We start from the raw sequence: 12,294 nt of genomic DNA, 5'->3' as shown, positions 1-12,294 counted from the left end.
CGAAAGTTTCCTCTGCGCCCAGCTACCTGTCGGTAGGTCCACGGCGTCGCCGCTGGTCACTCACCGTCGCGAGCGTCGATGGCGCGTTCCAATCGTTCGAGCTTGCCGTCGATCTCTCCTGTGTGTCCGGGACGAATATCGGCTTTGAGGACCAGGGCGACTCGAGGACCGAATTCGCCCACGGCCTCGGTGGCCTCCTTGATCACCGCGAAGACCTCGTCCCATTCGCCCTCGATGGTCGTGAACATCGAGTCTGTCCGATGCGGGAGACCCGAACGGCGCACGATCTCCACTGCGGCTGCGACCGCATCGTGGACTGATGCATCCGGATTGTCTCCGCCGCTGGGCGCGACCGAAAATGCTGCGAGCATGCTGTTCTCCTCTTCAATTGGGTGTGTCCCGGCCGGCAGGTCTGCCAGCCGGGACACACGGCAGTCAGCTGTCTCTGTACGAGATCAGCTCGGTACGCCGATCAGCTCTGTGCAGGAACAGTCACAATGAGGGAATCCCCCTGGCCGCCGCCGCCGCAGAGTGCGGCGATTCCTGTACCCCCGCCTCGGCGCTGAAGCTCAAGCGCAAGGGTCAGGACGATACGGGCGCCTGATGCGCCGATCGGATGGCCGAGGGCGATCGCACCGCCGTTGACGTTGACCTTCTCGGCATCGATGCCCAGATCCTTGGAGCTGGCGAGTCCGACAGCAGCGAAGGCCTCATTGATCTCGTAGAGGTCGAAGGAGTCAGCGGCCACACCTTCGCGCTTCGCCGCTGCTTCGATGGCCTGAGAGGGCTGATGCTGCAGGCTCGAGTCCGGTCCGGCAGTCCACGCATGGGCACGGATCTCGGCCAGGATCGGAGCACCGAGCTCTTCGGCCTTCTCACGTGACATCACGACGACGGCGCAGGCGCCATCGGAGATCTGCGAGGCATTGCCGGCGGTGATCGTGCCGTCCTTGCGGAAGGCAGGTCGCAGCTTGCCCAGCGACTCAGCCGTGGTGTCGGGGCGCATGCCTTCGTCGGTGGACACCGTCACGTCGCCCTTCCGGCTGGAGATGGTCACGGGCTCAACCTCATCGGCGAAGGCACCTGACTCCCAACCCTTGGCCGCGCGCTGATGCGATCGGGCAGCGAATTCGTCCTGCTCGGCGCGGGAGAACTCGAAGTCACCGGCATTGGCGTCCTCGGTCAGACCGCCCATGGCCTGATCGGTGAAGGCGTCCCACAGCCCGTCGTAGTCGGTGTGGTCCTTGAGTACGACGTCGCCGTATTTGAAGCCCGAGCGGGACTTCTCCAGCAGATGCGGGGCCAGACTCATCGACTCCTGACCACCGGCGACCACCACGTCGTACTCCCCCGCCCGAACCAGCTGAGCTGCCTGCGTGATGGCGTTGATGCCGGAGAGGCACAATTTGTTGATCGTGATGCCCGGGACGCTCATCGGGATGCCTGCTTCAACGGCTGCCTGCCGGGCAGGCCCCTGTCCGAGACCGGCCTGGAGAACCTGGCCCATGATGACGTATTCGACGTCGTCGCCCTTGATGCCGGCGCGCTTGAGCGCACCCGCGATCGCAGTGCCGCCCAACTGCACTGCAGTCTGCGACGACAGTGCTCCCTGCAGACGTCCGAATGGTGTCCGCGCACCCGCAACGATCACTGCATCAGCCATGTTTCCTCCTCGAGTCATTGTTCCCACCGGCGGTGAAATCGACGGTGGCGCACTTTACTGATTCCAGGATAGTCGAGCCCGCTGTGGCGGAGGTCACGGGGGCGGGTCCGGAGCCCGGTCGGTCACTGTCCACGCGGGTGTCCGCGCATCGACATTCGCACCCAACACTCATAGTGAGTCCGTTAGAGTAGTGGAAGGACGATAGAGACCATATCCCTTGACATGACAGGAGTTCACTTCAGTGACGCCCACCGAAGAATTCCGCACAGCGATGCGCGGCTACGAAAAAAGTGAAGTTGATTCTCGCCTGCAGCAGCTGCGAACCGAGGTCGAGTCCGTTCGGAAGGCCCTCTCCGATGCGCGTAGTCAGGTCATCAACGCCGATCGCGCGAAGCTGCAGATCGCCGGCGAACTGTCCGAGGCCAAGGCTCAACTGAAGAAAGCGGCGAACGACAGCGCCGAGGCGGCTGGCCCTCCCGGAAGCCGGATCGATCACCTGCTCAAGATCGCCGAGTCCCAGGCTCGCGAGACCCTTGCCCAGGCGAACTCCGATGCGGAGACCATCCGCAACAAGGCACGCGCCGAGGCGGCATCCGCTCGCGCCCGCATGCACACGGAGAGTAACGACACCCTCTCGAATGCTCGTTCCGAAGCCGACGCGATCATCAGCTCTGCCGAACTGCGCGCCGATGAGACCGTGAAGGCCGCCGAAAAGCGTGCTGCGGAGCTCAAAGCGACTGCGGAACGTGAGTACAACCAGGCCAAGGAAGCCAACGAGGCAGCGACGAAGGAGGCTCGAGAGAGCCTCGATCACGAGATCTCCGAGCTCAAGGCCACCGCTGAGAAGCAGGCCGCCGACCTCCGCGCCGAAGCGAAGACCGAAGCCGAAGAGACCATCGCCGCCGCACAGGCTCAGGCCGCCGAACTCCACGCCACGGCCAAGGCACGCGACGAAGCTTCGAAGAAGGCCGCCAACGACCTCGACGTCGAACTCGCTGCGAAGCGTCAGGAAGCCGAATCCGAGCGCAAGAAGCGCTACGACTCTGCACTGGCTGAGAACAAGAAGCTCATCGAAGAGGCCCAGGCACGTGCGGCCAAGGCCGATGGCGAAGCCAAGGAAGCTGCCGAGCGGGCCGAGTCGACCCGCGCGGACGCAGTGAAGAAAGCCGACGACATCATCGCCGACGGCAAGTCCCGCGCACAGACACTCATCACCGAAGCTCGTGCCACCGCCGAGGCGACCATCGAGGAGTCGGCGGCCGAAGCCAAGCGGAATGTCGCCTCTGCCCAGTCCCAGGTCGATCTGTTGACCAAGCAGCGCAAGACGATCACCGCCCAGCTCGATCAGCTCCGCTCCCTCTTCGCCATGCCCGGCGTGATGGGCGGCGACGAGGATGTCGACCCGGCGAAGGCCGAGTCGGCGACACACGCCACGGAGAAGATCGCCGACGAGCAGGAACTCACCGACCTCCTGGCCGACGATGCGAAGAGCGAGGACTCGAACAAAGCCGCCGCAGCCAAGCCCTCTGCGGCCAAGGACACAGCGAAGGCCGCCGAGCCCACTCCTCCGGCGGTGAAGCCCTCCGGTTCAGCTGCTCCGGCGGAGAATTCGTCCAAGGGCGACGGCGCATCGAAGAATGATTCGACGACCAAGTCGCAGAACGACGCCGACGACACCGACGACGACTCCGAACTGCCCAATGGTGCCACTGACGCCGATACCATCGCGATCGATGCTCAGGTCTCCGGGCAGAAGAAGCCGAGCAGCGGACCGAACACCGGCAACAGCGGAGCGAAGACGAACGCCAATCCGAACTCGAAGGCATCGCGTTCGCGCAATTCCCTGCGCTGACCCACTCCGCGCAGACACCACCCGCACACAGCAATGAGGAAGGGGCCCATATTTGGGCCCCTTCCTCATTTCCTCTGTTCCTTATCTGTCTCAACCGGGTGCTGCTCGAATCAGACCGCACCTATGGTCCGCAGGCCGGGACCAGAACTCACCGGAATCGTTGGAAGCAGCGGGTATGCCAATGACGACGCGAATCAACACCCACATCGATGCCGTGTCCTGCTTCCTGCCTCCACGCGACGATGTGCGAACTCGATGACGGCACGTCCTGACCACAGCCAGGACAGACATAGACCTTGCCGTGCGAATTCCCAGCGACCTTCTGCACCGACCAGCTTCCATCGGGAAGATCTCGGCTCACCCGCATCCCGGCGACCGAGTCAGAGAGGTCACGCGGAGGCTGCTGCCATTTGTTCTTGCGACGCGAGGATGTTGATCGTGGCATCTGCCCATTCTCTCACGTAGGGTGAAACGCGTGCGTCTTGTGATAGCTGAATGCTCCGTTGATTATGCCGGTCGTCTGACCGCCCACCTGCCCATGGCCACCCGCCTCATCATGCTCAAGGCTGATGGCTCGATCCTTGTCCATTCCGATGGTGGATCGTACAAACCCCTGAACTGGATGACTCCCCCGTGCACGGTCAAAGCCACCGACCCGAGCGAAGAGCAGGTCGAGGCAGGTCTGCGAGAGATCTGGACCGTGTCCCAGACGAAGACAGGCGACCGTCTCGTCATCTCCATCGCCGAGGTGATCTCCGACGTCCAGCATGACCTCGGGATCGACCCCGGCTTGGTCAAGGACGGTGTGGAAGCCCACCTGCAGGAACTGCTCGCCGAGCACATAGAGACCTTGGGCACCGGTTACAGTCTGGTCAGACGCGAGTACATGACTGCCATCGGCCCTGTCGACATTCTGGCCCGGGACGAGGGACAGAGTTCCGTGGCCGTCGAGATCAAACGCCGTGGGGACATCGACGGGGTGGAACAGCTGACGAGGTACCTCGAGCTGATGAACCGCGACCCGCTGCTGACTCCCGTTCAGGGCGTCTTCGCGGCTCAGGAGATCAAACCGCAGGCTCGAACACTGGCCGAGGACCGCGGCATCCGCTGTGTCGTCCTCGACTACGATGCGTTGCGCGGAATGGATGATCCGGACTCGCGCCTGTTCTGAGATCTATTCGAAGCTGAGGATGTCCCGCTTCGCCACGCGTTCGATGTTCGCACCGAGACTACGCAGGTTCGTCACGAAGTTCTCGTATCCTCGTTCGATGTGATCGATTCCCGAGACCTCGGTGACGCCGCTGGCTCGCAGCCCGGCCATCACCAGGCCGGCACCGGCGCGGATGTCCGAGGCCTCGACCTCGGCGCCGGAGAGGGCCTCGACTCCGGAGATGAGCGCATGATTGCCGTCGACGCGAACTTTGGCGCCCAGACGGGCGATTTCCTGGACGAACCGCCACCGTGCCTCGAACAGGTTCTCCGACAGGAGGCCGACCCCGTCCGAAACCGAATTCAGTGCGATGACGAACGGCTGCAGATCGGTCGGGAAACCGGGGAACGGCATGGTCGCCACCCGGATGGACCGGGGACGTTCGGGGCCGATCACACGGAATCCCCGGCCGACGGTGCCGTCTCCGAGTTCGACCTCGCCGAGGTCGTCGACGCTCGCACCGGAAGCGGTGAGTTTGTTCGCTATGTTGGGCATCAGATCAAGGCCGACGCCTCTGACTGTGACATCCCCGCCGCTGAGAGCAGCGCCGAACGCATACGTCCCGGCCACGATCCGATCACCGACAGTGCGATGTCTGACCGGATGGAGTTCGTCGATGCCGGTGACGGTGATGTCGGCAGTGCCGATACCGTCGATCCGGGCGCCCATCTCGACGAGCATGGTGCAGATGTCGACGATCTCCGGTTCCTTCGCGGCGTTCGAGATCGTGGTCGTGCCACGAGCCAGCGTCGCTGCCATGACAAGGTTCTCCGTGGCTCCCACGGATGGAAATTCAAGCGCGATGTCCGTACCGCGCAGCCCCTCGGGGGCGTCAGCGACGAAATAGCCGTGGTCGAGGTGCACCGTCGCACCCAGAGCTTCGAGTCCGGCCTGGTGCATGTCGAGGCCGCGTGAGCCGATGGCATCGCCACCGGGGAGAGCGACATGAGCCGACTTCATCCGAGCGGTCAGCGGACCGAGGACGGAGATGGACGCCCGCATCGCGCGGACGAGTTCGTAGTCAGCCTGGATGCCGACGGCCGCGGGAACGTCGATGCTCACGACTCCGGCTTCGGCGTCATAGTCGACGACGCAGCCCAGCCGCACGAGGAGCTCGACCATGATGCGAACGTCGAGGATCGCGGGGACGTTGGTGATCGTAGTCCGACCGACGGCCAAGAGGCTCGCGGCCATGAGTTTGAGGACGCTGTTCTTCGCGCCTCGGATGTCGACCGTGCCGGTCAGTCGACTCGGTCCGGTCATCCGAAAGACATCCATCAGGTGAACCTTCCCATCGTCGGGTTGAATCCGGGGGGTGAGGATTCCAACCACGAAGCCATCGTCGACAGAGATTCGGTGTCCATGGCCAGAGACACCGAACGGGGACGGCCATCGGCCTTCCCATAGGAACAATCCACGACAACCGCGTCCGGAAGCACAGAATACTGCTCACCGGACGTCGGTTTGCGGCGGACGAGAATATCAAGATCGGCACGCGGCAGGCGAACTGCTGCGCGCCGAGTCAGCGCGAACACGGGATACCAATCCAGTGAGGCGACCGAGAAGACTGCTACACCCAAACGCCAACGTGGGCGAGAAGAAGACTCCTCGCCCACGTTGATGGAACAGTCAAAGGCACCGGACAACTTCGAGATCGACCTGCGACGGATCGTCACAACGACGATCAGAGCAAGCGCGATTCCTACCAGCGAGAGCAGAACGATCAGCAGGACAGAAGGGTTCACGGTTGCCAGTTTAATTGACGAATCAGAGAAGTTCGGCCTGATCAGCGGCAATGATGACGCGATCATTCTCAACTGAGAGGAAACCACCGTCGGCCTGAACCCGAATGGTCTTCTCGTCAGTTGTGAGAATGCGTGCCTCACCATCAGCGACTACACCCAACACAGGCTCGTGACCTGGAAGGATGCCGATCTCGCCGTCCATGGTCCGGGCGATGACGCGCTTCGCCTCACCGACCCAGATCTGACGGTCGGCTGCTACGACGTTGACATCGAGCACAGCCATGGCTTACTTCTGCATCTCTTCGTAGTTGCGCAGAACATCGTCCAGCCCACCCACGTTGAAGAATGCCTGCTCGGGGATGTGGTCGACCTCGCCGGAACAGATCTTCGAGAAGCCCTCGATCGTGTCGGCCAGCGGCACGGTCGAACCCGGCACCTGCGTGAACTTCTCAGCGGTGTAGGTGTTCTGCGAGAGGAACTGCTCAATACGACGTGCACGGTGCACGACGAGCTTGTCCTCTTCACCGAGCTCATCGACGCCGAGGATGGCGATGATGTCCTGCAGTTCCTTGTTCTTCTGCAGGATGGCCTTGACCTCGTTGGCAACGCGGTAGTGCTCGTCACCGACGATCAGAGGATCGAGGATGCGCGAGGTCGAGGTCAGCGGATCGATCGCGGGGTACAGGCCGCGCGAAGCGATGTCGCGGTTGAGCTCGGTCGTCGCGTCCAGGTGAGCGAACGTCGTTGCCGGAGCCGGGTCCGTGTAGTCATCGGCGGGAACGTAGATCGCCTGCATCGACGTGATCGAGTGACCACGCGTCGAGGTGATGCGTTCCTGCAGAACACCCATCTCGTCGGCCAGGTTGGGCTGGTAGCCCACGGCCGAAGGCATGCGACCCAGAAGGGTCGAGACCTCGGAACCGGCCTGGGTGAAACGGAAGATGTTGTCGATGAACAGCAGCACGTCCTGGTTCTGGACATCGCGGAAGTACTCCGCCATGGTCAGCGCCGACAGAGCCACGCGCAGACGGGTGCCTGGCGGCTCGTCCATCTGCCCGAAGACAAGGGCGGTGTCCTTGAACACTCCTGCTTCGTCCATCTCCATGATGAGGTCGTTGCCCTCACGGGTGCGCTCACCCACGCCAGCGAACACCGAGGTGCCGTTGTGGTTGTGGGCGATGCGGAAGATCATTTCCTGGATGAGGACGGTCTTGCCGACGCCGGCGCCACCGAAGAGGCCGATCTTTCCACCCTGGACATACGGGGTAAGGAGGTCGATGCTCTTGATGCCGACTTCGAGCATCTCGGTCTTCGACTCGAGTTCGTCGAAGGCCGGTGCCTGACGGTGGATGGGCCAACGCTCGCTGATCTCGAGCTTTTCGCCGTCTTCGAGGTTGAGGCAGTCACCGGTGACGTTCCAGACGTGGTTCTTCGTCACATCGCCGACCGGCACCGAGATAGGAGCGCCGGAGTCGACGACTTCCTGACCGCGGACCAGTCCGTCGGTGGGCTGCAGGGACACGGCACGCACGATGCCGTTGCCCAGGTGCAGACCGACCTCGAAGGTCAGCTTGCGCGTGCCCTCGGAGAGTTCCACCGAGGTGGACAGCGAGTTGTAGATCTCTGGCACGGAGTCGAGCGGGAACTCGATGTCGACAACCGGGCCGATGACTCGGGAAATCCGGCCGAGGGCTGTGCCCTGCGCCGGGGTGTTATCCGTAGCTGTGGCAGTCATGGTCTCTTTCTTCTCTGCTCTCGCCGGTCAGTCGCCGGCTGATGATGCCGCGAGGGCATCGGCCCCACCGACGATCTCGGTGAGTTCCTGGGTGATTTCCGCCTGGCGGGCCGTGTTGGCCAACCTGGTGTAGGTCTTGATGAGATCATCCGCATTGTCCGTCGCGGTCTTCATCGCCGCCTGGCGCGAGGCCTGTTCGGATGCTGATGCGCTCAGCAGCGCGGACAGAATGCGCGAGTCGATGTATCGGGGCAGCAACGCGTCCAGCACGGCTTCGGCGCTGGGTTCGAACTCATAGAGAGGGAACGCAGCTGCGTCAGTCTTACTTTCAGCCTGGCCGCCCGTCGTCGCAGCCTCGTCGGCGTCGACAACCTCGAGTGGCAGCAGTCGCCGGTATTCCGGATCATGCTTGACACTCGAGACGAACTTCGTGAACACGATGTAGATCTCGTCAACGCCACCGTCTCCGCTTTCGGCGGTGAAGTCCTTCAGCAGGGCTTCGCCGATCTCCCGCGCCACTTCGGGCGACGGGGTTTCGGAGATCCCAGTCCAGGACTCTTCGATGGGACGGTCACGGAAGGTGTAGTAGTTCTTTGCCTTGCCGCCGACGGTGAAGAGCGAAACGTCCTTGCCTTCGCTGCGCAGCAGCCGAATGAGTTCTTCGGCTTCACGCAGCAGGTTCGCTGAATAGGCTCCGGCGAATCCACGGTCGGGCCCCATCACCAGCACTGCTGCGCGGGTGACGGACTCGGGCTCGGTCGTCAGCACGTGGTCGACATTGGACTCACTGGCCACTGCTGAGACCGCGCGGGTCAGAGCATTGGCGTAGGGGCCGGCTGCCTGCGAACGGGCAATGGCCTTCTGAATCCGCGAAGCGGCGATGAGCTCCATGGCCTTGAAGATCTTCCTCAAGGACGAAGTAGAGCGAATCTTCTGCTTGAAGACCCTCTGCTGGGCTCCCATCAGTTCTTCCTTTCGCTGTTACGGATCAGACTCAACGCTTCTGCCGAACGATTCGCTCCTGCTCGACCTCTTCGGACGAAGCTGCAGCAGTGTCCTCACTGCCAGCCTTCGAACCGGAGGAATCTGAGCTGACGAAGTTCTGGGTGAACTCGCTCAGCACGTTCTTGAGTTCTGCGGAGGTGTCATCGTCGAGCTTCAGCGTCTCACGAATGGTAGTGAAGATACCGGTCTTACGCTCGATGTGATCGTGCAGTTCGGTCTCGAACCGCAGCACATCCGCCACAGGAACCTCGTCGAGGTAGCCGTTGGTACCGGCGAAGATCGAGACGGTCTGCTTCTCGAAGGCCATCGGGGAGAACTGCGACTGCTTGAGCAGCTCGGTCAGGCGCGCACCGCGAGCCAGATCCCGTTTGGTCGTCTCGTCGAGGTCAGAGGCGAACATCGCGAACGCTTCGAGCGAGCGGTACTGCGCCAGCGAGATCTTCAATGTGCCCGAGACGCTCTTGAGCGCCTTGGTCTGAGCAGCGCCGCCCACGCGGGAGACGGAGATTCCGACGTCGACAGCTGGGCGCTGACCGGCGTTGAAGAGGTCCGACTGCAGGAAGATCTGACCATCGGTGATCGAGATGACGTTGGTCGGAATGAACGCACCGACGTCGTTAGCCTTGGTCTCGATGATCGGCAGACCGGTCATCGAACCGCCGCCGAGTTCATCGGAAAGCTTGGCACAACGCTCGAGCAGGCGCGAGTGCAGGTAGAAGACGTCACCGGGGAATGCCTCACGGCCCGGCGGACGACGCAGCAGAAGCGACACGGCGCGGTAAGCCTCGGCCTGCTTCGACAGATCATCGAAGACGATGAGGACGTGCTTGCCCTCATACATCCAGTGCTGGCCGATGGCCGAACCGGAATACGGAGCCAGGTACTTGTAACCGGCGGGGTCGGAAGCAGGCGAGGACACGATCGTCGTGTATTCGAGGGCGCCCGCTTCTTCGAGCGAACGACGAACACCGGCGATGGTCGAACCCTTCTGGCCGATGGCGACGTAGATGCAGCGAACCTGCTTCTTCGGGTCACCGGTCGCCCAGTTGTCCTTCTGGTTGATGATCGTGTCGATCGCGAGAGCGGTCTTACCGGTCTTGCGGTCGCCGATGATGAGCTGACGCTGTCCACGACCCACGGGGATCATGGCGTCGATGCTCTTGTATCCGGTCTGGAGGGGCTCGCGGACTTCCTGGCGATCCATCACGCCGGCGGCCTGGAGCTCGAGCTCACGACGACCGACGGTTTCGATGTCACCGAGGCCGTCGACTGCGCGACCGAGCGGATCCACGACGCGACCGAGGTAGCCGTCGCCGACCGGAATCGAGAGGACCTCCCCGGTGCGGTAGACGTTCTGCTCTTCCGCGATACCGGAGAACTCACCGAGGACGACGACGCCGATCTCGCGCTCTTCCAGGTTCTGTGCCAGACCCAATGTGCCGTCTTCGAACCGAAGAAGTTCGTTGGCCATTGTGCCGGGCAGTCCCGATACGTGGGCAATGCCGTCACCCGCGGTGACGACCTTGCCGACCTCAGTCTTTGCCGAGCTCTCGGGATTGTACGAATCAACGAACTTCCCCAGAGCGTCCCGGATCTCCTCCGGGCGAATTGTCACTTCCGCCATCTGGATTCCCTGCTTCCTTTACTCAAAACTTGTGTCCGACGACCGGTGGGCCGCCTGTGCTGCCGGATGTCCGGCCATACGATTCAGCTGGCGAGCTTGCGCTGCACCTCAGACAGACGATCCGCGACTGTCGAGCTCATCATCTCGTCGCCGACCTGGACCCGGACTCCCCCGATGACATCGGGATCGACCTGGACGTTGAGAACGAGCTGTCGACCGTAGCTGGCGGACAGTGCGTCTGCGAGCCTTTCGGTCTGTGCTTCGCTCAAGGGCTTCGCGACGGTGACTTCAGCGACTGAGCGCTGCTGACGAGCCGCGAGGATGTCGCTGTACTGATCGAGGGCGATGGCAACGCGGAGCCCGCGTGGGTGCACAGCCGCCTGCCCGATCAGAGTGATGGTGTCGGCCTGAGCCTTGCCTGCCAGCAGATCAGAGATGAGCTGACGTTTGAGCTCGCCACTCGCATCAGAGTCGAGTGCGCGCCCGAGTTCGTGGTCGCTCTCGCACAGACGCGCGAAGCGGAAGACTTCCTCTTCCACCTGGCCGAGCTGGCTGTTGGCCTGTGCAGCAGCGGCAATCGCCGTCACACCGGCCACCTCCAGACTGGTCACGAGGTCCTGAGTTCTGGCCCAGCGAAGGCCGACTGCCTTCTGCGCCAGACGCAGGACAGCCTCCGAGACCTGAGACGAGAAGAGGCTTCGCAGCAGCTGCTGCTTCTTCTCGGCGGCCTCGGCCGAATCAGCCAGGGCCTTGCGCAGTGACACGTTGTCAGCAAGGATGCCGACGATGCCGAGAGCGCCTTCGCCGATCTCCCGAGCGTCGCCGCCGGAGATCTCGGAGTTGGCGGTCTCGAGAACGGCCTGCAGGGACAGTCTGCTCGACTGGAGCATCACGCCCCCTTGACCGGCTGCGCCGACGACTGGGATTCGAGATCAGAGATGAAGCGATCGACGACGTTGGCCGAGCGCTGGTCATCGGTGAGCGATTCGCCGACGATGCGGGATGCCAGGTCCGTAGCCAGAGTTCCGACTTCCGAACGCAGCGACACCATGGCCGCCTGACGCTCTGCTTCGATCTGGGTCTGGGCCTGCGCGACGATGCGGTCAGACTCGGTGTGAGCCTGAGCCTTCATGTCTGCGATGATCTGGGCGCCTTCTTCCTGAGCCTCGGCGCGCAGTCGTGCAGCTTCTGCACGACCGTCGGCGAGCTGCTTCTGATACTCGGCCAGAGCCTGATCGGCTTCGGCCTGCACCTTCTCGGCCTTCTCAATTCCACCCTGAATGCGCTCTGCACGCTCGTCGAGTGTCTTGTTGAAGGCGGGAAGGACGTACTTCCAGACAACCAGGAAGACGATCAGCAGACAGACGGCACTCCAGATGATGTCGGGCAGCGCGGGGAGAAGCGGGTTCTCAGACGCTGCAACAATGTGTACTGGAGTCATCGTTTAGTCCTCTTGAAGA

Annotated in this window: 13 protein-coding genes; 2 read left to right on the top strand and 11 right to left on the bottom strand. The window is 62.7% G+C overall.

Features of this window, described 5'->3' with window-relative positions:
• Positions 1-56: 56 nt before the first annotated feature.
• Positions 57-371: a thiamine-binding protein gene (locus MPN20_RS00220; RefSeq protein ID WP_242777913.1), complete on the bottom strand. Its 315-nt coding sequence runs from the start codon at positions 369-371 to the stop codon at positions 57-59.
• Positions 372-472: 101 nt separating this feature from the next.
• The gene (locus MPN20_RS00215) at positions 473-1,663 is read right to left on the bottom strand and encodes an acetyl-CoA C-acetyltransferase (RefSeq protein WP_242777911.1); all 1,191 of its coding nucleotides are present in this window, start codon (positions 1,661-1,663) and stop codon (positions 473-475) included.
• A gap of 241 nt (positions 1,664-1,904) precedes the next feature.
• On the opposite strand from MPN20_RS00215, the gene MPN20_RS00210 reads away from it, so the two are divergent.
• Positions 1,905-3,515, top strand: a complete 1,611-nt coding sequence (locus tag MPN20_RS00210; protein ID WP_242777909.1) for a cell division protein — start codon at positions 1,905-1,907, stop codon at positions 3,513-3,515.
• Positions 3,516-3,663: 148 nt separating this feature from the next.
• Here the strand turns inward: MPN20_RS00210 and MPN20_RS00205 are convergent, their stop codons facing one another.
• A complete protein-coding gene (locus MPN20_RS00205) occupies positions 3,664-3,960 on the bottom strand; it encodes a hypothetical protein (protein ID WP_242777906.1) in 297 nt (98 codons plus the stop codon).
• Between the two features lie 30 nt (positions 3,961-3,990).
• Here MPN20_RS00205 and nucS point away from each other — a divergent pair, with 30 nt between their 5' ends.
• Positions 3,991-4,686: an endonuclease NucS gene (gene nucS / locus MPN20_RS00200; protein ID WP_242777903.1), complete on the top strand. Its 696-nt coding sequence runs from the start codon at positions 3,991-3,993 to the stop codon at positions 4,684-4,686.
• A 3-nt stretch (positions 4,687-4,689) separates the two neighbouring features.
• On the opposite strand, the gene murA is transcribed toward nucS, so the two are convergent.
• The 8 genes from murA to MPN20_RS00160 form a co-directional block, all read right to left on the bottom strand.
• Positions 4,690-6,003 carry a UDP-N-acetylglucosamine 1-carboxyvinyltransferase gene (gene murA, locus MPN20_RS00195; protein ID WP_242777900.1) on the bottom strand — a complete coding sequence of 438 codons (1,314 nt, stop codon included), beginning with the start codon at positions 6,001-6,003 and terminating at the stop codon, positions 4,690-4,692.
• A complete protein-coding gene (locus MPN20_RS00190) occupies positions 6,003-6,470 on the bottom strand; it encodes a DUF2550 domain-containing protein (protein ID WP_242777897.1) in 468 nt (155 codons plus the stop codon). The genes murA and MPN20_RS00190 overlap by 1 nt, the downstream gene beginning before the upstream one ends.
• 22 nt (positions 6,471-6,492) lie before the next feature.
• Positions 6,493-6,753: a F0F1 ATP synthase subunit epsilon gene (locus tag MPN20_RS00185; RefSeq protein ID WP_242777894.1), complete on the bottom strand. Its 261-nt coding sequence runs from the start codon at positions 6,751-6,753 to the stop codon at positions 6,493-6,495.
• Between the two features lie 3 nt (positions 6,754-6,756).
• Entirely contained in the window at positions 6,757-8,205 is a 1,449-nt protein-coding gene (gene atpD / locus MPN20_RS00180) for a F0F1 ATP synthase subunit beta (protein WP_242777890.1), read from the bottom strand.
• A gap of 27 nt (positions 8,206-8,232) precedes the next feature.
• The gene (locus tag MPN20_RS00175; RefSeq protein ID WP_242777887.1) at positions 8,233-9,168 is read right to left on the bottom strand and encodes a F0F1 ATP synthase subunit gamma; all 936 of its coding nucleotides are present in this window, start codon (positions 9,166-9,168) and stop codon (positions 8,233-8,235) included.
• A 31-nt stretch (positions 9,169-9,199) separates the two neighbouring features.
• The gene (gene atpA / locus MPN20_RS00170) at positions 9,200-10,834 is read right to left on the bottom strand and encodes a F0F1 ATP synthase subunit alpha (RefSeq protein WP_242777884.1); all 1,635 of its coding nucleotides are present in this window, start codon (positions 10,832-10,834) and stop codon (positions 9,200-9,202) included.
• An 83-nt stretch (positions 10,835-10,917) separates the two neighbouring features.
• Positions 10,918-11,724 carry a F0F1 ATP synthase subunit delta gene (locus tag MPN20_RS00165; RefSeq protein ID WP_242777881.1) on the bottom strand — a complete coding sequence of 269 codons (807 nt, stop codon included), beginning with the start codon at positions 11,722-11,724 and terminating at the stop codon, positions 10,918-10,920.
• Positions 11,724-12,275, bottom strand: a complete 552-nt coding sequence (locus tag MPN20_RS00160; RefSeq protein ID WP_242777878.1) for a F0F1 ATP synthase subunit B — start codon at positions 12,273-12,275, stop codon at positions 11,724-11,726. The genes MPN20_RS00165 and MPN20_RS00160 overlap by 1 nt, the downstream gene beginning before the upstream one ends.
• Positions 12,276-12,294 lie beyond the last annotated feature (19 nt).

The organism is Brevibacterium sp. ZH18, assembly GCF_022748595.1.
In the GTDB taxonomy this organism is placed as follows: Bacteria; Actinomycetota; Actinomycetes; order Actinomycetales; family Brevibacteriaceae; genus Brevibacterium.
This window is presented reverse-complemented; position numbering and strand designations above follow the sequence as displayed.